General features: G+C 34.6%; 23 protein-coding genes and 1 pseudogene. 16 read left to right on the top strand and 8 right to left on the bottom strand.

Features of this window, described 5'->3' with window-relative positions:
* Window positions 1–4 precede the first annotated feature (4 nt).
* Both dtd and MN187_RS08170 read left to right on the top strand, forming a co-directional pair.
* A complete protein-coding gene (gene dtd, locus MN187_RS08175; RefSeq protein ID WP_117973335.1) occupies window positions 5–442 on the top strand; it encodes a D-aminoacyl-tRNA deacylase in 438 nt (145 codons plus the stop codon).
* A 151-nt stretch (window positions 443–593) separates the two neighbouring features.
* Window positions 594–1778, top strand: a complete 1185-nt coding sequence (locus tag MN187_RS08170) for an MFS transporter (protein ID WP_117973334.1) — start codon at window positions 594–596, stop codon at window positions 1776–1778.
* Window positions 1779–2609: 831 nt separating this feature from the next.
* On the opposite strand, the gene trhO is transcribed toward MN187_RS08170, so the two are convergent.
* The gene (gene trhO / locus MN187_RS08165) at window positions 2610–3587 is read right to left on the bottom strand and encodes an oxygen-dependent tRNA uridine(34) hydroxylase TrhO (RefSeq protein WP_117973333.1); all 978 of its coding nucleotides are present in this window, start codon (window positions 3585–3587) and stop codon (window positions 2610–2612) included.
* Between the two features lie 169 nt (window positions 3588–3756).
* Here trhO and MN187_RS08160 point away from each other — a divergent pair, with 169 nt between their 5' ends.
* Complete coding sequence (locus MN187_RS08160; protein WP_117973332.1) at window positions 3757–4185, top strand: NusG domain II-containing protein; 429 nt, start codon at window positions 3757–3759, stop codon at window positions 4183–4185.
* A 63-nt stretch (window positions 4186–4248) separates the two neighbouring features.
* Window positions 4249–4563 carry a hypothetical protein gene (locus MN187_RS08155; protein WP_117973331.1) on the top strand — a complete coding sequence of 105 codons (315 nt, stop codon included), beginning with the start codon at window positions 4249–4251 and terminating at the stop codon, window positions 4561–4563.
* A gap of 220 nt (window positions 4564–4783) precedes the next feature.
* On the opposite strand, the gene MN187_RS08150 is transcribed toward MN187_RS08155, so the two are convergent.
* The 4 genes from MN187_RS08150 to MN187_RS08135 are packed head-to-tail and all read right to left on the bottom strand — an operon-like array spanning window position 4784 to window position 7380.
* A complete protein-coding gene (locus tag MN187_RS08150) occupies window positions 4784–5416 on the bottom strand; it encodes an ECF transporter S component (RefSeq protein WP_117973330.1) in 633 nt (210 codons plus the stop codon).
* Window positions 5417–5427: 11 nt separating this feature from the next.
* Window positions 5428–5970, bottom strand: coding sequence for a phosphopantothenoylcysteine decarboxylase (locus tag MN187_RS08145; protein WP_241699473.1), 543 nt, complete (start codon window positions 5968–5970; stop codon window positions 5428–5430).
* Between the two features lie 4 nt (window positions 5971–5974).
* Entirely contained in the window at window positions 5975–6733 is a 759-nt protein-coding gene (locus MN187_RS08140; RefSeq protein ID WP_158559444.1) for a phosphopantothenoylcysteine decarboxylase domain-containing protein, read from the bottom strand.
* Window positions 6734–6747: 14 nt separating this feature from the next.
* Window positions 6748–7380 (bottom strand): NAD-dependent epimerase/dehydratase family protein, encoded by a 633-nt coding sequence (locus MN187_RS08135; RefSeq protein WP_117973327.1) that lies wholly within the window; start codon window positions 7378–7380, stop codon window positions 6748–6750.
* A gap of 146 nt (window positions 7381–7526) precedes the next feature.
* Between MN187_RS08135 and MN187_RS08130 the strand changes: the two genes are divergently transcribed.
* The 11 genes from MN187_RS08130 to yajC all read left to right on the top strand — a co-directional run bounded on the left by MN187_RS08130 (window position 7527) and on the right by yajC (window position 18766).
* A complete protein-coding gene (locus MN187_RS08130; protein ID WP_117973326.1) occupies window positions 7527–8327 on the top strand; it encodes a TIGR00282 family metallophosphoesterase in 801 nt (266 codons plus the stop codon).
* Window positions 8328–8351: 24 nt separating this feature from the next.
* The gene (locus tag MN187_RS08125; protein WP_242093795.1) at window positions 8352–8735 is read left to right on the top strand and encodes a YlbF family regulator; all 384 of its coding nucleotides are present in this window, start codon (window positions 8352–8354) and stop codon (window positions 8733–8735) included.
* Between the two features lie 12 nt (window positions 8736–8747).
* Complete coding sequence (gene mutS / locus MN187_RS08120) at window positions 8748–11342, top strand: DNA mismatch repair protein MutS (RefSeq protein ID WP_242093793.1); 2595 nt, start codon at window positions 8748–8750, stop codon at window positions 11340–11342.
* Between the two features lie 15 nt (window positions 11343–11357).
* Window positions 11358–13283 carry a DNA mismatch repair endonuclease MutL gene (gene mutL / locus MN187_RS08115; protein WP_242093791.1) on the top strand — a complete coding sequence of 642 codons (1926 nt, stop codon included), beginning with the start codon at window positions 11358–11360 and terminating at the stop codon, window positions 13281–13283.
* 14 nt (window positions 13284–13297) lie between these two features.
* On the top strand, window positions 13298–13849 hold the full coding sequence (locus MN187_RS08110; protein WP_241699469.1) for a Maf family protein: 552 nt from the start codon (window positions 13298–13300) through the stop codon (window positions 13847–13849).
* A 6-nt stretch (window positions 13850–13855) separates the two neighbouring features.
* Window positions 13856–14281, top strand: coding sequence for a peptide-methionine (R)-S-oxide reductase MsrB (gene msrB / locus MN187_RS08105; RefSeq protein WP_241699468.1), 426 nt, complete (start codon window positions 13856–13858; stop codon window positions 14279–14281).
* A 111-nt stretch (window positions 14282–14392) separates the two neighbouring features.
* Window positions 14393–15010: a Holliday junction branch migration protein RuvA gene (gene ruvA, locus MN187_RS08100; protein WP_241699467.1), complete on the top strand. Its 618-nt coding sequence runs from the start codon at window positions 14393–14395 to the stop codon at window positions 15008–15010.
* Between the two features lie 15 nt (window positions 15011–15025).
* Window positions 15026–16039 carry a Holliday junction branch migration DNA helicase RuvB gene (gene ruvB, locus MN187_RS08095; RefSeq protein WP_241699466.1) on the top strand — a complete coding sequence of 338 codons (1014 nt, stop codon included), beginning with the start codon at window positions 15026–15028 and terminating at the stop codon, window positions 16037–16039.
* A gap of 80 nt (window positions 16040–16119) precedes the next feature.
* The gene (gene queA, locus MN187_RS08090) at window positions 16120–17154 is read left to right on the top strand and encodes a tRNA preQ1(34) S-adenosylmethionine ribosyltransferase-isomerase QueA (RefSeq protein ID WP_241699465.1); all 1035 of its coding nucleotides are present in this window, start codon (window positions 16120–16122) and stop codon (window positions 17152–17154) included.
* A 17-nt stretch (window positions 17155–17171) separates the two neighbouring features.
* Complete coding sequence (tgt, locus tag MN187_RS08085) at window positions 17172–18317, top strand: tRNA guanosine(34) transglycosylase Tgt (RefSeq protein WP_117973317.1); 1146 nt, start codon at window positions 17172–17174, stop codon at window positions 18315–18317.
* An 83-nt stretch (window positions 18318–18400) separates the two neighbouring features.
* Window positions 18401–18766: a preprotein translocase subunit YajC gene (gene yajC / locus MN187_RS08080; protein ID WP_117973316.1), complete on the top strand. Its 366-nt coding sequence runs from the start codon at window positions 18401–18403 to the stop codon at window positions 18764–18766.
* Window positions 18767–18813: 47 nt separating this feature from the next.
* On the opposite strand, the pseudogene MN187_RS08075 reads toward yajC, so the two are convergent.
* The 3 genes and pseudogenes from MN187_RS08075 to MN187_RS08065 form a co-directional block, all read right to left on the bottom strand.
* Window positions 18814–19124, bottom strand: a pseudogene (locus MN187_RS08075) (transposase); the annotation flags it as partial.
* A 108-nt stretch (window positions 19125–19232) separates the two neighbouring features.
* On the bottom strand, window positions 19233–21161 hold the full coding sequence (locus MN187_RS08070; protein WP_241699464.1) for a heavy metal translocating P-type ATPase: 1929 nt from the start codon (window positions 21159–21161) through the stop codon (window positions 19233–19235).
* Window positions 21162–21296: 135 nt separating this feature from the next.
* Window positions 21297–21866 (bottom strand): GNAT family N-acetyltransferase, encoded by a 570-nt coding sequence (locus MN187_RS08065; RefSeq protein WP_117973314.1) that lies wholly within the window; start codon window positions 21864–21866, stop codon window positions 21297–21299.
* 232 nt (window positions 21867–22098) lie between these two features.
* On the opposite strand from MN187_RS08065, the gene rplK reads away from it, so the two are divergent.
* Window positions 22099–22521 carry a 50S ribosomal protein L11 gene (gene rplK, locus MN187_RS08060; protein WP_071457521.1) on the top strand — a complete coding sequence of 141 codons (423 nt, stop codon included), beginning with the start codon at window positions 22099–22101 and terminating at the stop codon, window positions 22519–22521.
* The last annotated feature ends 42 nt before the right edge of the window (window positions 22522–22563 follow it).

Genomic DNA, 22563 nt, shown 5'->3' with positions numbered 1-22563 from the left:
CAGTATGCGAGTAGTATTGCAACGTGTATCAGAAGCAAGTGTCTCAATAGATAACAAAAAAGTAGCGAGTATTAAAAAAGGATATATGCTTTTAGTTGGTATTGCAGAAGAAGATACGAAAGAAGAAGCAGATTATCTGGCAAAAAAAATAAGTAAACTAAGAGTTTTTGAAGATGACGATGGAAAGATGAATCTTGATATCCATCAAATTGAAGGTAGCATTTTATCCATTTCACAGTTTACTTTATTAGCAGATATTAAAAAGGGTAATCGTCCAAGTTTTGCTAAAGCAGGTCATCCGAATATGGCAAGTAAACTCTATGATTACTTTAATAAACGATTACGTCAAGAAGGACTAGAAGTTAAAGAAGGTATTTTTGGAGCGGATATGTTAGTTGATATAAAAAATGATGGACCTGTAACGATTATTTATGACAAATAATTAGAAAGATATCAAACATCTAATAAGAGGTGTTTGATGTCTTTTTTAATTGCTGTAAAAAACAAAATAATAAAAAACGAAAATTTTTCTTTCTTTTTGTGAATAATTATGATTTAATAGTAAAAATGGTTAAAAGAAGGAGCGATTGTTCGTGTCTAAGTATCAACGAAAAGTTTTAGTATCAACAGCAGCAGGTATCGGGTTAGAGAACATGGATATCATGTTTTTAGCATTTTCATTATCATCTATTATTTCATCACTACAGGTTACAAGTGCTCAAGCGGGATTTATTTCCACTATTACTAATTTGGGCATGTTGGCAGGTGGTATTTTTTTTGGCCTTTTAGCCGATAAAATAGGAAGAGTTAAAGTCTTTTCATATACAGTTGTTACTTTTTCTATGGCATCATTGTTGATGTTTTTTGCTTCAAATATTTATTTGGTTTATTTATTCCGTTTTATTGCAGGTGTGGGAGCAGGTGGAGAGTATGGGGCATGTATGTCACTTGTTTCAGAAACATTTTCAAAGAAAAACTTAGCAAGAGCAACGTCGGTAGTTGCGATTGGTGGACAAGTAGGAGCAATTGTTGCGGCTATTTTAGCCTCATTGATTATTCCTGTACTAGGTTGGAAGATGTTGTATGTTATAGGTGTTTTACCAATATTTTTTGTCTTGTTTATTCGAAGAGGGCTAACAGAGCCAGAAAGTTTTAAAGAACGTCAAGAAAGTGGTGAAAAACCAACATTATCTTTATTATTTAAAGACGCTCAAACGACTTGGCAAACGGTGGGACTAACTTTAATGGTAACGGTCCAAATTGCGGGATATTTCGGGTTGATGAACTGGTTACCATCTATTATGCAAATACAACTAGGCTTGTCTGTATCAGGATCGTCATTGTGGATGATTAGTACTATCTTTGGTATGAGTTTAGGGATGTTAACATTTGGAACGGTGATGGATAAGTTAGGCCCTAAATTATCTTTTGGATTATTTTTGATTTTTTCGTCTTTATCAGTTTATCTGATTATATTGTCAAAAGGTCAATGGAGTTTACTACTGTCAACGATGTTAGTTGGCTACTTTATTAATGGTATGTATGGTGGATACGGTGCAATAATCAGTTCACTTTACCCAACTGAAATACGTGCGACAGCTAATAATGTGATTATGAACTTAGGTCGCGCAATTGGTGGTTTTTCTTCTGTTGTGATTGGCTTTTTAATGGACAATTATTCCCTAACAGCTGTAGTGGTGTGTTTATCGGCTATTTACTTAGTAAGTTTATGTATCATGCTGACTATTCCAGGATTTAAATTATATAAAGAAAAGTAGAGAGGAATTTATCTTTATATTTTCTTAAGTAAAAGTTTAAATAAACTAATAAAAAAAGGCATTGTTTTATCATGGTTTGATATTACTATATAAGTGTACCAACAAAACAACCCTAACAAACTTTTTCATTTTATTTACTCCTCCAAAGTAAATAAACAACTCCTTTTTGCCACTAGTAAAAACTAGTGGCTTTTTTATGTGGGATGTTCTTTACGTTTTCTTAAGTAAAAGGTCACAAAAAGCATAAAAAAGGACATCGCTTTTTCATAAAAAGAGGTTAGTATATAAGCATACCAACAAAACAACCCTAACAAACTTTTTCATTTTATTTACTCCTCCAAAGTAAATAAACAACTCCTTTTTGCCACTAGTAAAAACTAGTGGCTTTTTTATGTGGGATGTTCTTTACGTTTTCTTAAGTAAAAGGTCACAAAAAGCATGAAAAAGGACATCGTTTTTTCATAAAAAGAGGTTAGTATATAAGCATACCAACAAAACAACCCTAACAAACTTTTTCATTTTATTTACTCCTCCAAAGTAAATAAACAACTCCTTTTTGCCACTAGTAAAAACTAGTGGCTTTTTTATGTGGGATGTTCTTTACGTTTTCTTAAGTAAAAGGTCACAAAAAGCATGAAAAAGGACATCGTTTTTTCATAAAAAGAGGTTAGTATATAAGCATACCAACAAAACAACCCTAACAAACTTTTTCATTTTATTTACTCCTCCAAAGTAAATAAATAACTCCTTTTTGCCACTAGTGAAAACTAGTGGCTTTTTTATATAAAAAAGAATCTTGCAAAATGCAAGATTCCTTTAGATATTTATTGATCACTCAACTGTTTCCATTCTTTCAACATCAAATTCTTCACCTAAGTCATGAATTCTTTTAATCCATTCTTCTGGTGTAATGTTATTTTCAGTGATGTAACGATTTCTTTCATGAATACGACAGTCATGAGAACAACCACGAACATATTTTGCTTCATTTTCTTCTGAACATAAAATTTGTCGGTTACATTCTGGATTACCACAGTTGACATAACGCTCACAAGGCGTGCCATCAAACCAATCAACTCCGACGACAACAGGATCAACGTGGTTGATAGGGACACTAATACGTTCATCAAATACATACATTTTTCCATCCCATAGCTCACCTTGAACTTCAGGATCACGACCGTAAGTAGCGATACCGCCATGTAATTGGCCAACATCATTAAAACCTTCGCGAACTAACCAACCAGAGAATTTTTCACAACGAATGCCTCCTGTACAGTAAGTCACAACACGTTTATCCATAAATTTTTCCTTGTTATCACGGATCCATTGAGGCAATTCTCTAAATGTACGAATATCTGGACGAACAGCTCCTCTAAAGTGACCTAAATCATACTCGTAATCATTTCTTGCATCAATGACAATGGTATCCTCATCTAAAATAGCTTCTTTAAACTCTTGAGGTGATAAATAATTTCCAGTTAATTCTAACGGGTTGATATCATCTTCTAATTTTAAAGAGACTAGTTCAGGACGAGGACGGACGAACATTTTTTTGAACGCTTGCTCGTCAGCTGGATCTATTTTAAAGAAAATATCTTTGAAACGTTCATCAGCATGCATGTAATCCATATAACGTTGTGTGTCTTCAGTTAGACCAGACAGAGTACCATTGATGCCTTCTTTGGCAACTAATACACGACCTTTAAGATTAAATGATTTACATAATTCTAAATGCTCTTTGGCAAATTCTTCAGGATTTTCAATAGGGACATATAAATAATATAATAATACTTGATACTTTGACACAGTAATTCCTCCTAGAGTTTGTATCAAACAATTATAGATAAAAGTTTTAAAAATAGCAATATTGATGTTTTTTTCACAAGTACATAAAAAGATATTTAAATAAAAAAGTTGACGATTTTTGAAATTAACGTTATCTTACTAAGAGTAGTGCTTGAAAGGAAATAAAAAGATGAAATTATGGCATGAATTAAAAAAACAATGGCGATATATGGATGGCGTTGTAATCATTTGTTTGGTTGTGTTGTCATTTGTTCCGTATGTGGTTTTTGGAATGAGTCAAGCAAAAGAAAAAGACGATAGTGGCACAATAGCTATTGTAACTATCAATGGTAAAGAAGTTGATCGGTTTGATTTAAATGAGGACACCAAACATTTTGAAAAAACGTATTATCCAGGTGGAGATAAATATAATATAGTGGAAGTGGACGGCACACGTATTCGAGTAAAAGAAGACAATAGTCCTGATCAAATAGCAGTCATGACAAGTTGGATTAGTCGTGTGGGCCAAACCAGTATCTGTTTACCACATAAACTAGTGATTGAGATAAAAGCAAAAAATCCAGAAAATGATGAAGATGATATGATTATGACTTACTAAAACTCTTACGAAAAAGTAAGAGTTTTTTTGTTATACTAATAGAGAGAAGGAGGTATCATAATAATGAAAAAAATATATTATTTATATCTAGTGATTGGGATTTATTGTGTTGTATTATTAATATCTGGAAAAATGTGGTTAATGATAGCTTACCTAACCATGTTATCTGTTGCAAAATATTATTCTATTAAACGGCAAAAAGAATTAAATTATATGTGGCATTTGGCTGAGAAAAATGGAATGTCATTATCTGAGTTGAGTCAATTATCAAATATAGGTCAATTGGATTTAAAAGCAACACGATATGAGGAATCAGGAAGATATTTACCACCTAGAAAAGTAGTGAGACAGACAATTAATAAACTTGAAAAATATTAATGATGTTAGAACAACCATGTTAATGCACTTTATATTTTTAATTAGTTAAGGGAAATGTTCTGTTCTTTAGTAGATTAATTTAAATATAAAACCCCACTTTGGTTAAAGTGGGGTAGACTGATACAAGTACATAAGCAAGCGTAAGTGATATACGGGTTATGTCTCATAATAAAGTCAGTTATTATTCTATCATAATTGTTCAAAAAAACAACGATTTTTTCTATAGATGTTGTCCACCTTTTTGATAGATTTTCAACAACACGCCAGTAATAGCACTTACTACAATACCAGCTACTAATGCTTCTGGGACACCATTAATAAAAATAACGCTTAAAACAGCTTTATAAAGACCAGCTCCGATGGCTACCCCTTTTAATTGAGAATAGGCATCTTGGAATAATAGATAGATTAAATTCATAACCAGAAGTGTATTAACCATTGAAGCAGCAATACCTGATATAAAGAGCGATAGTCTATCAGGTAGCTTATTAGTTGAATTTAGCCATTTATAGACAAAATAAGGGACAACACCAGTTAATATTCTAGGAATAAGCGCAATGACAATTGCCCATAAACTCCCATTGTTTGTCCCAATGACTGGTATAAATGGAGAGAAAGCAAATGATAAAGCAGATGGCGTCATGGTATTAATTGTCATACTCAGTAATCCAAATGATAACCCTAAAAATGCTCCGATTCTTGGTCCTAAGACAATTCCTCCAATAATAACAGGTATGTGTACGAGTGTAGCTTTTATAAAACCTAAGTTGATAAACCCTAGTGGTGTAAAAGAAAATAAAATGATGATTGCTAAAAATATAGCGGTAAGTGTTAAACGTTTTGTTTTCACAATGAAACTCCTTTTTATTTTTTGATTAATTGCTTTTTGATTATATCAACGATAACCTCAACATCAGCTAAGGCACCTTTACCATAATCACCACAAGCTAGTAAACTTTCTTTTGGTTCAATAATCGTGTAACCATCTTCTTCTAGTTGTGTGAGATTACGCTTCATCGCAGGGTTTGTATACATATAGGTATTCATGGCAGGAGCAACCAATTTGGGAATATCATGGACAGCTAAAGCTGTGGTAGATAGCATATCATCTGCAATTCCATTAGCCATTTTCCCAATAATATTAGCAGTAGCAGGTGCAACTAAAAATAAATCCGCACGTTTTACCATATCAATGTGATTAATATCACTTGGTTTATGTTCATACATAACGTCTGTATGGACTGTTTCTTTTGATAGCACTTGAAGGGTTAGTGGTGGAATTATTTGTGTGCTATTTTTTGTCATAATTACTTCGACGTCGATTTGTTGTTTTTTTAATTGACTGATAATATCAGCTGCTTTATAGGCAGAAATGCTCGCAGAAACTCCTAATAATACTTTTGGCATAAGTTTATCCCTCCTGTTTAATCAATGTCAGTAGTGTGTTTGCAATGTCTTGTTTCGTATGACATCTCTCTTTGATCCCTTGATGATTAATAATTAAGGCTTCGTGTTTATCTGCTAAAATATTTTCTAAGTCATTGGCTACAATGTAGTCAGCCTTATTTTTTTTGATACTGTCGGTTGCAGCAGCTACTAAATCAGCATCACTCACACCAACTAATAACTTAAACCCAATTAATTGAGTGGTTGGTTGCCATTTTTTTATAGAGTGAATTACTTTAGGTGCTTTTTTTAATGCAATAATGAGTTGTTCAGAAGTTGAACGTATTTTTTTCTCACCAGTATTTGATGCTAATACGTCAGAAGTAAGAGCTATTTTTATTAAATTTTCTAGTTCATCTTTAGTTGAAGGGGATTTAGTTGATATCATATCGGCTAAGTTTTTTGCTATGTCAATTTCCGATGTCGTATAGTCTAACTCATAATCACTAACAGCCATACTATGAATGACAGTATGGATAGGTGTCGTAGTTAAAATGTCTTGCATCGTTTTTTCTAAATCTCTAACAGAAGCAATAGGAAAAAATTTGATAGCTGGATTACTTGGTAGGACTGCTTTTGGTCCATGAACATAAAAAATAGTATCAACATATTCAGCAAATGTTTCTGCTATTACTTTCCCTAACGAACCTGTTGCATGATTGGTTAAATTTCTTACTGAATCGATTGCTTCAGATGTTCCTCCTGCCGTAATTAAAATATTCACGTTAACGCACTCCTTTATTGTGTTAAATCAACATACTTACTTGTTTTACTAGGTGACTTCACGACATTTAAAATGGCGCATGCCAAATGATTGACGTCTATTGGATAAACTTGTTTACACCAATGAGAAAGCACAGGTGTCTTAGCACCGAGTTTCAATAAAACGCCTTGTGTTTGTTTTAAGAGATGGTTTTTATCCGTTACTAAACCAGAATAAACAATAGTATTTTGATTGTCTTGAGAGATAATCAAAGATTCAGCTTCTTTTTTTGCTTTGATATAGCCTAACGGCCCAAATTTTGCTGAGAGAAACAGATAAGGTATCTGCTTTGTTGTTGCCCAATTACTAATAATGTCATTTGGTTTGATAATGCTATTAACATAGGTTTGTTTCGTTGTTTGCTTTAAAATGCCAATTAAATTAATGCAATAGTGAATAGAATTTGGAATATCGTTTTGCCAAGTGTCATGTTTTACTACATCACTGGCAATCCAAGTCATGTTTGCATGATGTACCCATTTTTCATTTATACTAGGTTTACCGTGCGTTGAAATGCTGTAAACGTGATAGCCTTGTTCTATCGCTTTTTGACAAATTTTTTGTCCAATAAAACCGCTTCCTCCGAAGATAAGTAGTGTGTTTGGCATGATGTTTCACCCTTTCAAGAAACACTATTTTTTCCATTCTAACATAAAAATAATAGAATGAAAGATAGAAAAAATTTTGATTTCTTTTATTTAGGTTTGAAACTTGTTAAAATATATAGGTAGCTAATTAGAAAAGAGGAAAATAAATGCGTTTATTATTTGTTGGAGATGTTGTCGGGTCATTAGGAAGAGAAACCTTAGGCACCTATCTTCCAAAGTTAAAGAAAAAATATCATCCCCAAGTCACGATTGTGAATGGTGAAAATGCCGCAGCAGGTCGTGGGATTACAGAAAAAATATACAAAGAAATCTTACAATATGGGGCAGATGTGGTGACTTTGGGTAACCACGCTTGGGATAATCGCGATATTTTTGAGTTTATACAGGACGCAAAAAAAATGGTTCGACCAGTGAATTTTCCAAAAGACACAACACCTGGAAAAGGGATTGTTTATGTCAAAGTAAATACGATTGAGTTAGCCGTCATTAACTTACAAGCAAGAACGTTTATGATACCAATAGATGATCCATTTGATGTGATTGATAAATTAGTTGAAGAAGCATCACAAAGAACATCTCATATTTTTATTGATTTTCATGGAGAAGTAACGAGTGAAAAACAAGCAATGGGTTGGTTTTTAGACGGACGTGTTTCTGCTATTGTTGGGACACATACACATGTTCAAACAAATGATGCACGTATTTTGCCAGAAGGAACAGCTTATTTATCAGATGTTGGGATGACAGGGCCATATGATGGTATTTTAGGTATGGAAAGAACAGCTGTTATTGAAAAGTTTCGTACCGCTTTGCCACATCGTTTTGAAGTGGTTACAAGTGGGCGTTCAATCTTATCTTATTGTGTGATTGATATTGATGATAAGACAGGAAAAGCGAAAAAAATAGAAGCAAATACCATTAGTGCAGATAGTCCGTTTAGAGAATAGTGTAATAAGAAAGGGGCTTTTATGATGGAGAAAAGAGAAGTCTATGATGCACAAATAAATGAGTCTTTATCTATCTTGTTAGAGAGTTTAGAAGATCACGACACCATAAAAGCTTATAAAAGAATAGAGAAAAAAATTGATAAACACGATGGATTAAAAGAGATGGTGGAACAAATCAAACAGCTGCAAAAAGAAGCAGTGAAGTTTGCTCACTATGACAAACCAAATGCTGAAAAAGAAATGTTAAGACAAGCCGATGAACTGCAAGAAGCATTTGATCATCATCCACTAGTACTTGAATATAGGGAGTGTTTGGTTGAAGCCAATGATTTGTTGCATCATTTAACGTCTTTATTGCAATCGCAAGTGAACGAGTCATTAGAAAAGTTATTAAATGAAAAAGAGTAGGGAAGTGATTGTATGCCACAAAAAACAAAACATACGCCAATGATGGAGCAGTATTTTGAAATCAAAGCGCAATATCCAGACGCTTTTTTATTTTATCGTTTGGGTGATTTTTATGAAATGTTTTATGAGGATGCAGAAAAGGTATCTCAATTATTAGAATTAACGCTAACTAGTCGAAATAAAAATGCAGAAAATCCGATACCAATGTGTGGGGTGCCCCATCATTCTGCTGCCAATTATATTGATATTTTAGTTGAAAAAGGGTATAAAGTGGCAATCTGTGAGCAAGTTGAAGATCCTAAAACCACAAAAGGTATGGTGAAACGTGAAGTCGTTCAGTTAGTCACACCAGGGACTGCGCTAGGAAAGCAAGAAACCGATGCAAAGCAAAATAATTTTTTAACAGCGATTGTCTATGATGAGGTTAGTGGCCGCTATGGTTTTTCTTATACGGATTTAAGTACAGGGGAAATGAATGTTGCCACATTGCTAGATGAAGAGACAGTTCAAAATGAGTGTAGTGGGTTAAGAACGAAAGAAATCGTAATCGGAAGTGACTTGCCACAGTCGTTATTAGAGTGGCTTGAATCACAATCGATTGTTCAGTCACCTCAAACGATAGGCGAAATAGAATCTGAATTTAGTTATTTGATGGAAAAAATAGAGGATAAGTTAGCCAAATTATCAACACAGATATTACTAACGTATCTTTCCAACACACAAAAAAGACAGTTAAGTCATTTACAGCAAGCTCAAGTCTATGAGCCAAGTCACTTTTTAAAAATGGATTATTACTCTAAATATAATTTAGAATTAACGCAATCCATTCGATCAAAAGATAAAAAAGGCACATTGCTCTGGCTACTTGATGAAACCCAAACAGCGATGGGTGGGCGTTTATTAAAACAATGGATTGATCGCCCTTTATTAAAGTTATCAGCTATTAAAGAGAGGCAAGAAATGGTTGAAAGTTTGACTCAAGCTTATTTTGAGCGAATGGATTTAAAAGAGTATTTACGCCATGTCTATGATTTAGAGCGATTAGCCGGACGCGTGGCATTTGGGACAGTTAATGGGCGTGATTTGCTTCAATTAAAACAATCACTTGAGCAAATTCCGATGATTCAAAATATCATTCAAGGATTAGATAATGGTCAGTTTGGTACATTGTTAGAACAAATTACACCAATAGATGATTTAGTTGCGATTATTAGTGAGTCAATTAATGAAGAAGCCCCTTTATCGATTACTGAGGGGAATGTTATTAAAGATGGCTTTAATGATGAGTTAGATAAATACCGTGATGCTATGAAAAATGGCAAACAATGGTTAGCCGAAATGGAAGCCAAAGAACGCCAAGCGACAGGCATAAAAACATTAAAAATTAAATTTAACCGAGTATTTGGCTATTTTATTGAAGTGACAAAAAGTAATATTCAAGATGTACCAGTTGATCGGTATGAAAGAAAGCAAACACTAGCCAACGCAGAAAGATATATTACACCTGAGTTGAAAGAGATGGAAACACTAATTTTAGAGTCACAAGAAAAATCACAAGAATTAGAATATCGTTTGTTCTTAGAAGTAAGAGAAACGGTCAAAGAGTCAATTGAACGGTTGCAGTCACTCGCAAAAGCTGTGGCAACACTTGATATTTTACAAGGATTTGCTGAAATTAGTGAAACATATCAATATGTTCGACCTGAAATGACAACGAATCAATCGATTATTCAAGTAGATAATGGAAGACATCCGGTTGTTGAAAAAGTATTAGGCAGTCAAGAATATGTGCCAAATAGTATTGAGATGGATAAAGACACGATGATTTTACTAATAACTGGACCAAACATGTCAGGAAAAAGTACCTATATGAGGCAACTAGCTCTAACAGTTATTATGGCTCAAATTGGCTGTTTTGTTCCCGCTGAAAAAGCAGTTTTACCTATTTTTGATCAGATTTTTACCCGAATTGGGGCATCAGATGATTTGATATCAGGACAAAGTACGTTTATGGTTGAGATGATGGAAGCAAATCAAGCATTGCAGTATGCGACACCAAATAGTTTGATTTTATTTGATGAGTTAGGTCGTGGAACTGCAACGTATGACGGAATGGCATTAGCTCAAGCAATTATCGAATATATTCACGAATATGTGGGAGCTAAAACTCTTTTCTCTACGCATTATCATGAAATTACAACACTTGAACAAGAATTAAAAGGTGTTAGCAATCGTCATGTTGGAGCAGTGGAAGAAAATGGTGAAGTCGTCTTTTTACACAAAATGATGGAAGGTCCAGCTGATAAAAGTTACGGGATTCATGTAGCTAAACTAGCAGGATTACCAACGAATTTACTACATAGAGCATCTGATTTATTAGAAAATTTTGAATCACAAGCAGTTCATACAACAGAAGTTAGTGACGCACATCTAATTTTTGAAAAAGAAATAACATCAACAGAAGATGCGGCACAACTATCATTGTTTTCAGAAGAAACACCTGAATCAGTTGAAGTGGTGAATGATATTAAAAATTTAAATCTGTTAAGTGTAACGCCACTCGAAGCGTTAAATATTTTATCTGAATTACAAAAAAAAGTGCAGTAAAAGGAGGCTAGAAGCATGGCGAAAATTGAAGAGTTATCACAGATTTTAGCCAACCAAATTGCTGCTGGTGAGGTAGTGGAACGTCCCGCTTCAGTCGTTAAAGAATTGCTTGAAAACTCGATTGATGCTGGTAGTACGAAAATTGATATTTTTATTGAAGAATCAGGATTAAAGAAAATTCAAGTAATTGATAATGGGGAAGGAATTTCTTCAGATGACGTGTTAAATGCCTTTAAGCGCCATGCCACCAGTAAAATTCATACACGTGAAGATTTGTTTCGTATTCGTTCACTCGGTTTTCGTGGTGAAGCATTACCAAGTATTGCCTCAGTATCTGAAGTCACACTTGAAACATCCACTGGTGAAGAAGGAAGCTATCTTTTCTTATCGGGAGGTGTGGTGAAAGAGCATAAGTCTCACTCATTGCGTAAAGGAACTAGTATAACGGTTGAAAATATCTTTTTTAATACACCAGCTAGACTAAAATATGTTAAAACATTACAAACAGAGTTAGCTAATATTGGTGATGTAGTCAATCGGTTAGCTATGAGCCATCCAGATATTTCGTTTTCATTAACTAATGATGGTCATCGAATGTTACGAACACTAGGAAGTGGTGATTTAAAACAAGCGATTGCCGGTGTTTATGGTGTTAATACAGCAAAAAAAATGATTGAAGTATCAGGGGATGATTTGGATTTTAAGCTAACAGGTTATGTGTCTTTACCAGAAGTGACACGAGCTAGCCGTAATTATATCTCACTCATCATCAATGGTCGCTACATCAAAAATTTTATTTTAAATAAAGCCATTGTATCTGGATATGGTTCAAAACTGATGGTTGGTCGATTTCCGATTGCCGTGTTATCAATTGAGATGGACCCATTGCTTGTTGATGTGAATGTTCATCCAACTAAACAAGAAGTTCGCCTAAGTAAAGAAAAAGAACTCGTTACGCTAATTGAAACAAGCATTGCTAAAACGTTGGGTGAGGAAGTGCTGATTCCTCGCGTGAATGATAGCAAACCATTTAAAAAACAAGTTGAAACGATTAAAGTAGAGCAACAACAATTACCATTTGAGCATTCTGCTAAACCACTAGAGCGTGAACAACAAATTAAAGATACCAATTTAGCGTATGATTCATTGACGGGTGAATTTTATTTAAAAAATAATGAAGAAAAAGAACTATTTAAAGAAGCAAAAGATTACACAAATGGTGTCTCAGAAAAATTAGATGATGCGACTTATACGCAAGAGAGTGACATAGAATCAAATACTGTTTCTCATGAAGTGATTGAAGAAGTGGTTGATCTACCAAAAACTGATACGCAAGAAACATCAACGCACAGTTTTCCCCATTTAGAATATTTTGGTCAAATGCATGGCACCTATTTATTTGCCCAAAGTGATGAGGGACTTTATATTATTGATCAACATGCCGCTCAAGAACGTATCAAGTATGAGTATTTTAGAGAAAAAATAGGAGACGTTGGGGAAGACAAACAACAACTTCTTGTGCCAATTATTTTGGAATACTCAGTAGATGATTACATAAAGATTAAAGAAAATCTATCGGTGTTTGAAGAAGTCGGGATTGAGTTAGAGGATTTTGGACAACAGAGTTTTATTATCCGTTCTCATCCAACGTGGTATCCAGTTGGAAAAGAAGAGTCGACCATCCGTGAAATGATTGATATTTTCCTAGAAGAAGGAAAAGTTGAAGTAAAATCCTTTCGTGAGGCTACAGCAATTATGATGAGTTGTAAGCAATCAATTAAGGCCAACCATCATTTGGATGAACGTCAAGCACGAGCCTTATTAGACGAGTTAGAAACATGTGAGAATCCGTTTAATTGTCCGCACGGTCGCCCTGTGTTGATTCACTTTACCAATCAGGATATGGAAAAATTATTTAAACGAATTCAAGAGCCACATTAGAAAGGAAGACGTACATGATACTAGCGTCAGCATCACCTAGAAGAAAAGAGTTATTGTCATTTGTGACAAGTCATTTTACGATAAGCCCAGCCGATATAGATGAAACGGTCAATTTAGATGAATTATCCAAAGATTATGTTCGTCGCATGGCCAGAGAAAAAGCTAAAGAAATTATTAAACTTTATCCAAATGAAACAGTAATTGGGTGTGATACAACAGTTGTGTTAGATAATGACATTATGGGGAAGCCGATTGATGAAAAAGATGCTTACGATATGTTAGAAAAACTAAGTGGTAAGACACATAGCGTAATGACAGCCGTTTGTGTGATAACCCCTGAAAAAATATATGAACATATCGAAGTTGTGAATGTGTTGTTTTATGATTTGGATGAAGAAGACATCACTGGTTACATTAAAACTGGTGAACCAATGGATAAAGCAGGGGCTTATGGTATCCAAGGAAAAGCAAGTGTGTTTGTCAAAGAGATAAAAGGGGATTATTTTTCTATCGTTGGCTTACCAGTTGGTTATTTAAACCAACTATTTAAAGAATTAGGGAGGTGAAGAAAGTTGGCAAATAAAGAAGAGTTAAAACAAACATTAACCCCTTTACAGTATCAAGTCACTCAAGAAAATGGCACAGAACGTCCTTTTTCAAGTGAGTATGACCAGTTTGATAAAGATGGCATTTACGTAGATATCGTTAGTGGGGAACCATTGTTTTCTTCAACGGATAAATATGACGCTGGATGTGGGTGGCCATCATTTACAAAGCCTATAGCAACATTAAAAGAACTTGAAGACACTACGCTTGCAAGAGTGCGAACTGAAGTCAGAAGTTCCCAAGCTGATTCACACTTAGGTCATGTGTTTCCAGACGGACCACAAGACAAAGGTGGACTAAGGTATTGTATTAATGGTGCTGCGTTACGTTTTGTTCCAGTTGAAGATTTAGAAAAAGAAGGCTATGCTGAATATTTAGCACTGTTTAATTAACTAGGGCTTCCCATATTTATGGGGGCTTTTTTTAATAAGGAAAGCATAGGATAATTGTTCGGGATATGGTACAATTTTAGGGAACATGCGTACGTGAAAGGAAGAAAACAAGTGTATGAATACATCAAAGGGACAGTAACATTTACTAGTCCTTATTATATAGTCGTTGAAACAAATGGATTAGGTTATCAAATTGCGGTGGCAAATCCATTTCGCTATTCAGCTTATTTAAATCAAGAGGTGACGGTTTACTTGCATCAGGTTATTCGTGATGATGCCCATTTACTTTATGGGTTTGCCACATTAGAGGAAAAACAACTATTTTTAAAATTAATTAGTGTCTCAGGAATTGGACCAAAAAGTGGATTAGCGATTATGGCGTTAGATGACCATTCAGGTTTAGTTCAAGCAATCGAAGCGCAAGACGCGACGTATTTAACGAAATTCCCAGGTGTTGGAAAGAAAACAGCACAACAAATGATTTTAGATTTACAAGGTAAATTAGATGATGTTGCAGTCGAAGCATCTGAAACGACCACTATTTCCACACAAGAAGATTTATTTACTGTAGAGACAACGCAACAATTAGATGAAGCAATCGAAGCCCTAAAAGCACTTGGGTATTCTGAAAGAGAGATTAAGAAAATCAAAAAAGAGCTTGAAAGTTATCAAGATAAGACAACAGACGAGTACTTACGTATTGGGTTGAAATTATTAATGAAAAAGTAGGGGATGGTAAAGAAGATGTCAGAACAAGAAGAAAGACTTGTCTCTTCTGAAACATTAGACGCGGAAGAAATGGTAGAAAAGTCGCTTAGGCCAACACGATTATCGCAATACATTGGTCAACAAAAAGTGAAAGATGAATTGACAATTTACATCAAGGCAGCCAAACAACGAAATGAAGCACTTGACCATGTCTTACTCTATGGACCACCGGGATTAGGAAAAACAACGATGGCTATGGTGATAGCAAATGAAATGGATGTCAGCATTAAAACAACGAGTGGACCAGCCATTGAAAAACCAGGAGATTTAGTGGCAATACTAAATGAGTTAGAACCAGGGGACGTGTTATTTATTGATGAAATTCATCGTTTACCACGTGTGGCGGAAGAACTTTTGTACTCAGCTATGGAAGATTTTTATGTCGATATTATGATAGGACAAGGGCCTACTTCTCATCCTGTTCATTTTGAGTTGCCTCCATTTACTTTGGTAGGGGCAACGACACGAGCTGGTATGTTATCAGCACCTTTGAGAGATCGCTTTGGGATTATTTGTCATATGGAATACTATGATGAAGCTGATTTGAAAGAAATTGTTATTCGCTCGTCAGATATTTTTGATGTGGTGATAGAGGAAAGTGGTGCGTATGAAATTGCTAGACGTTCACGTGGCACGCCGCGTATTGCCAATCGTTTATTAAAACGTGTGAGAGATTTTGCTCAAGTCACAGGGGAAGGTGTAGTCACAAAACAAATTGCTGATGATGCATTAAAAATGCTCCAAGTCGATGATAAAGGATTAGATTATGTCGATCAGAAATTGCTTCGTGCGATGATTGAGTTATACAATGGTGGACCAGTTGGATTAACGACCATTTCTGTAAATATCAGCGAAGAACGTGAAACAGTAGAAGATATGTATGAACCTTACCTTATACAGAAAGGGTTCATCAAACGCACACAACGAGGACGTGTTGTGACAGAATACGCGTATCAACATTTAGGTTATCCTTATAATCAAAATAGTTAAGCTATCTTGACTGTTTTTATTTAAGAGTAAAAGTGTTAAAATACAACAGGAGATAGAACAGAAAGGAAATAGGTGAGGATATGACATTAAAAACCTCTGACTTTGATTTTGATTTACCAGAAGAGTTAATCGCACAAACACCACTAGAAAATCGTGCGGCATCAAAGTTATTAATATTAGATTCGAAAAATGGAGCAATTGAGGACACGCAATTTCCTGCAATTATAGATGAATTAAATGAAGGAGATGCTCTTGTTATGAATGATACAAGAGTTCTTCCTGCAAGGCTTCACGGAGAAAAACCTGATACAGGTGGTCATTTAGAAGTTTTATTGTTAACGAATACAACAGGTGACACATGGGAAACCTTAATTAAACCAGCCAAACGTGCCAAAAAAGGTACCGTGATTTCATTTGGAAATGGGGCATTAAAAGCAGTCGTTGAGGAAGAACTAGAACATGGTGGTCGCATGATTACTTTTTCTTATGATGGTGTCTTTTTAGAGATTTTGGAGTCACTTGGTGAAATGCCATTGCCACCATATATCAAAGAGAGACTAAGTGATAACGATCGCTATCAAACCGTTTATGCGAAAGAAAATGGGTCAGCAGCCGCTCCAACAGCTGGGTTACATTTCACACCAGATGTCTTGAAAAAAATTGAAGATAAAGGGGTTAAATTAGTATATTTAACCCTTCACGTTGGACTTGGAACATTTAGACCAGTCAGTGTGGATGATGTGGAAAATCATAAAATGCATAGTGAGTTTTATCGTTTAACTAAAGATTCGGCAGACACATTGAATGAAGTCAAAGAACAAGGTGGAAAAGTTGTAGCAGTTGGAACAACATCTATCAGAACACTTGAAACCATTGGGACAAAGTTTGATGGAAAATTACAAGAAGACAACGGTTGGACAGATATATTTATTAAACCAGGTTATGAGTTTAAAATAGTCGATGCGTTTTTAACTAATTTCCACTTACCAATGTCAACATTGATTATGTTAGTCAGTGCGTTTGCCGGAAAAGACAACGTCCTTAATGCCTATGAGCATGCTGTAAAAGAAAAATATCGCTTCTTTAGCTTTGGCGATGCGATGTTTGTTAAATAAAGAAAGAGAGAAAAGACATGACAGAACCAGCAATTAAATACCGATTGATAAAAAAAGAAAAACATACTGGCGCACGACTAGGTGAAATTATTACCCCTCATGGAACATTCCCAACGCCAATGTTTATGCCTGTTGGAACACTTGCCACTGTAAAGACAATGGCACCGGAAGAATTAAAAGAGATGGGTGCCGGAATTATTTTAAGTAATACCTATCATCTATGGTTACGCCCTGGTGAGGACATTGTAGAAGGTGCAGGTGGACTACATAAATTTATGAACTGGGACCAAGGAATTTTAACCGATTCTGGAGGATTCCAGGTCTGGTCATTATCAGATATGCGACAAATTGAAGAATCTGGTGTTCATTTTAGAAACCACCTAAATGGTTCTAAGATGTTTTTATCACCAGAAAAAGCTATTCAAATTCAAAATAAATTAGGACCAGATATCATGATGAGTTTTGATGAGTGTCCACCATTCCAAGAAAGTCATGACTACGTGAAAAAATCTATTGAGAGAACATCACGTTGGGCTGAACGTGGACTAAAAGCTCATCAAAATCCTGATAGACAAGGACTATTTGGTATTATTCAAGGAGCTGGGTACAAAGATTTGCGTGAACAAAGTGCGCGTGAATTAGTTAGCTTAGACTTCCCTGGTTATTCTATCGGGGGATTGTCAGTAGGAGAACCTAAAGAAGAGATGAACAAAGTGCTTGAATACACAACACCACTGATTCCAGAAAATAAACCTCGTTACTTAATGGGTGTTGGAACGCCAGACTCATTAATTGATGGCGTAATTCGTGGAGTTGATATGTTTGATTGTGTGTTACCAACACGTATTGCAAGAAACGGAACATGTATGACAAGTCAAGGACGTTTGGTCGTTAAAAATGCAAAATACGCAGAAGACTATCGTCCAATTGATGAGAAATGTGATTGCTACACTTGTCGCAATTACACACGAGCTTACATTCGTCATCTCATTAAATGTGATGAAACATTCGGTATTCGTTTGACGTCTTATCATAACTTGTATTTCTTATTAAATACCATGAAACAAGTCAGACAAGCTATTATGGATGATAACTTATTAGAATTTAGACAAGCGTTTTTTGAAGAGTATGGCTTTAATAAAGAAAATGCCAAGAATTTCTAAAATTTATAGAATTTTTGTAGTTAAATAATTAAAAATTTGTTACAGTTATAGTTGAGTGAAATAAGAAAGAGGTGAACTAAGTTATGCAAACATTGATACCATTGATATTAGTGATGGGTGGAATGATGTTTTTTATGAGTCGTTCTCAAAAGAAACAACAAGCTCAACGTCAACAATTATTAGATAGTATGCAACCTGGTAGTGAAGTTGTGACTATTGGTGGACTATACGGAATCGTTCATGAAGTAGATAAAGAAAAAGGCACAGTGACTCTTGATTGTGAAGGAATCTATTTAGAATTTGAACGAGGAGCAATTAAAACAGTTAAAGCACCTGCAGCACCTACATCTAATGAACCTATAGAGGATAATACGTCAGAAGTTGAAGTAACTGAAGTTGAAGTGGTTGAAGAACCAGTCACTGAAGAAGAAAAAAAAGATAACGAATAATAAGAAAATAGTACTTTTTAAGTGCTATTTTTTATTTTTTTTATTTGTCAAATTAAGCTAGACAAAATATCATTATCTATATAACTCAAAAATACTTCCAATGGTGTTTTATAGTCTAATGATTTTCTAGGGATATTATTTCTTTTAGATGCGATAGATTGGATAAAAGATTCCTTAACTCCATTGAAATCAATTTGATTAGGTAATCTATCTTTGCGTAATAACCCATTAAAGAGTTCGTTTAAGTCTTTTTTAGGGTGTTCCTGAATTGGCAAAATAAATATCAATATTATTTAGCTTGCTGATTGATTTAAATAGATGGCATGGAAATTTTTTTAAACCAATTATTTAAACTATTGTGATCACTTTCCTTGTTTTCTTTGGTTGTCTAGCTTAATTTTACAATCGGCGATACAAAAAAACAGGAGATAGAATTTAGTCTCTCTCCTGAATATAATGATATATTTTAATTTTTAAGTGGTGTTAAAAGTCTTAATCCATTAAATAAGACAACTAATGTAGATCCTTCATGGGCTAAAATACCAATAGGTAAGTTCATTTGACCAAAAATATTTAATACAACAAGTAATGCGACAACACCCATAGAGAAAATAATGTTTTGTTTAACCACTTTATCTAATTTTTTAGATAGACGATAAGCGTAACCTAGTTTGTCTAAGTCGTTTTGCATTAAAACAACATCTGCTACATCAATGGCAACGTCCGTTCCATCACCCATAGCCACACCAATATCAGCTTTTACAAGAGCTGGTGCATCATTGATCCCATCACCAACCATGGCTGTTAAACCATATTTGTCTTGAAGTGAGCTAACAATTTGTGATTTGTTTTCAGGTAGAACATTTCCTGCAACTTCGTCAATTTTAAGTGTATTTGCTACAGCACGACCAGTACGTTCAGCATCACCGGTGATCATTGTAGTGTGAATATTATGTTCTTTGAAATATGCAACAAGTTGTTGTGCTTTTGGATTTGGTAAGTCCATCATGGCGATTAAGCCAATGACCACATCATCTTCAGAAAATAGTACGACTGTTTTTCCTTCTTCAGCATATTTTCTTTCAAATGATTCAATGTCAGAAGATACGTTAGTAAATTGAGAAGCTTTCCCGATTTTGTATGTATGTCCTTTATAAGTTGATACGAGTCCTTTCCCAATTTGATTTTCAATAGTTAATGGAATGTCATTAACTATTTCAATTGATTCGACAATCGCATTAGCTAATGGATGATTGGCTTGTTTTTCCATGGCTATAATTAAATCAGTATAGAATGTTTCTTCGTTTGTGATGTGATCAATAAAGTGAACATCAGTGACTTTTGGTTTTCCTTCGGTTAATGTACCAGTTTTATCAAATGCGATAGCTTTAATTTCTGAAAGGTTTGAAAGGTAAGAGCCGCCTTTGAATAGAACTCCGCGTTTAGCTAAGTTTGAAATGGCAGATAGTGTCGCTGGAATATCACTCGCAGCAAGGGCACAAGGCGAAGCAACTGTTAAGAATACCATGCCTTTGTAAAAACTATCATACCAAGCCATATTGAAAACAAGTGGCATTAATACAATGTATAAGAATACAAGAACCATAACACTCGTGACATATTTGGGTTCTAAACGTTTAATCTTTGTGGCAGTTTTAGATAGGTTTGATTGAGATTCATTGACTAACTGTAAAATTTTAGCAAATACAGTGTCTGTACTATCTTTTGTTACAACCATTGTAATAGTTCCATCACCATTGATTGTACTACCAAAAACATTATCACCAACTGTTTTTTCAGCAGGAATACTTTCACCGTTGATTGATGATTCATCAATTGATGTGTATCCAGTTAGAATGATTCCGTCAGTTGGAATTTGTTCCCCATTTAATACTTTCAAATGATCGCCAATTTTTAGTTGAGCAATATCTACTGTCTTAGTAGAACCGTCTGAAAGTATTAATTTAGCATCAGTTGGATTCATTTTCATTAAAGAAGTAATTTCTTTTTTACTTTTATTTTCCACATAATGTTCTAAAAAGTGAGCGGCAGCAAAGATAAGAATTAGAAGAGCCCCCTCGGTATAATCTCCGATAAGTACTGCACCGATTGCTGCAAGGGACATTAAAACATGGACATTTGGCATAAATTTTTTAAGTCGTTTGGTTTCTTTAATGGTATCTTCAAAACCCTCAATCATAATGTGATACCCAGAAAGAACAATAGTTGAAACGGAAAGAATGGTTTTTAAAGTGCCAACTGGTAAAAATAAACTAATCAGAAATGTTGCGAAACCTAGAAAGAATAGAACGACTGGTAGATTACCATGATTGTGATTATGTGCGTGGCTACATTTTTCATGATTATGGTCAACGGCATGTTGTGATTGTGACATGTGGTTCAACTCCTTTTTATATAAGTGGGCAATCATATGAATATTTGTTCATGTTTAAATTATATATCCTTATACAAGAAAAAGCAAATAAAACCTCGATTATTTTTTCGAATAATCGAGGTTTTATAATTTTGGCTAAATATGTTTCTGTAAATGCTCGTATCTATGACCGGCAATATCAATTTCACCTGATTTTTCAAAACCATTGTTCAAATAAATTCTTTTGGCATTGTCATTAACTAAATCACAATTCAAACCTATAGTAGAAAGATTTGATTGTGTCGCTAATTCAGAAAGAGAGTTAAGCAACTCTTTTGCGACACCTTTACCACGATGATTAGGAGAGGTTACTAATGTATCCAAATACCATTCATTATCAAAGGCTTCTTTTTCAGTAAATAAACGATATTTTTCTATTGGTAAGTTGTGTTGTTCTAGAATGTCAAAGAATCCTTCATCAATATTTTTTTCTAAATGTTGTGGGTAGCCAAAAGCCACACCAGCGACTTCACCATTAATTTCTTTTACCAATGCATTTTTGTAACCGTAACGATGGGTTGGCTTTTCTATAAAACCAGTAACGAGTAAATTTTTTACCTCATCCTCAGGTAATTTATCGAAGATATCTAATTCCATATCTCTTAGAACGATCATCACTAAGTCGATGGCTTGGCTAGCATCTTTTTTTTCTGCAAAACGAATCATTTTGAACGGTTCCTCCTTTTGCTATAAATTAAGTACTGTTACTATATCATGCGTATAATATAGTAGCAACTTGCAAAAAAGTAAAAATATAAAAAAGAGTATTGATTATTTTAAAAATGATAGTATAATATGAAGGTGCGTGTAATACACGTATTTCTTTTTTATTTACAGTGTGGGAGGAGAAATTTACATCTCCATTAAACCACATCACGGACTTAAGGAGGTATGTCTCGTGGCAAAGAAAGTTGAAAAATTAGTTAAATTACAAATTCCTGCAGGGAAAGCAACACCAGCTCCACCGGTAGGTCCAGCGTTAGGTCAAGCGGGTATTAACATTATGGGATTCACAAAAGAATTCAACGCTCGTACAGCAGATCAAGCTGGTTTAATTATTCCAGTTGTAATTTCTGTATATGAAGACCGTTCATTTACATTTATTACAAAAACACCACCAGCTGCAGTTTTACTTAAAAAAGCAGCTAACATTGAAAAAGGTTCAGGAGAGCCTAACTCTAAAAAAGTAGCAACTGTTACTAAAGATCAAGTAAAAGAAATCGCTGAAACTAAAATGCAAGACCTAAACGCAGCTGATATTGAAGCAGCTATGCGCATGGTAGAAGGTACTGCACGAAGCATGGGTATCACTGTAGAGTAAACTTCTACAGCGAGTCTTGAAGTAGCTTCTCAGTCGAATTTA

Origin of the sequence: Vagococcus sp. CY52-2 (assembly GCF_022655055.1) — a bacterium.
Classification (GTDB): domain Bacteria; phylum Bacillota; class Bacilli; order Lactobacillales; family Vagococcaceae; genus Vagococcus.
This window is presented reverse-complemented; position numbering and strand designations above follow the sequence as displayed.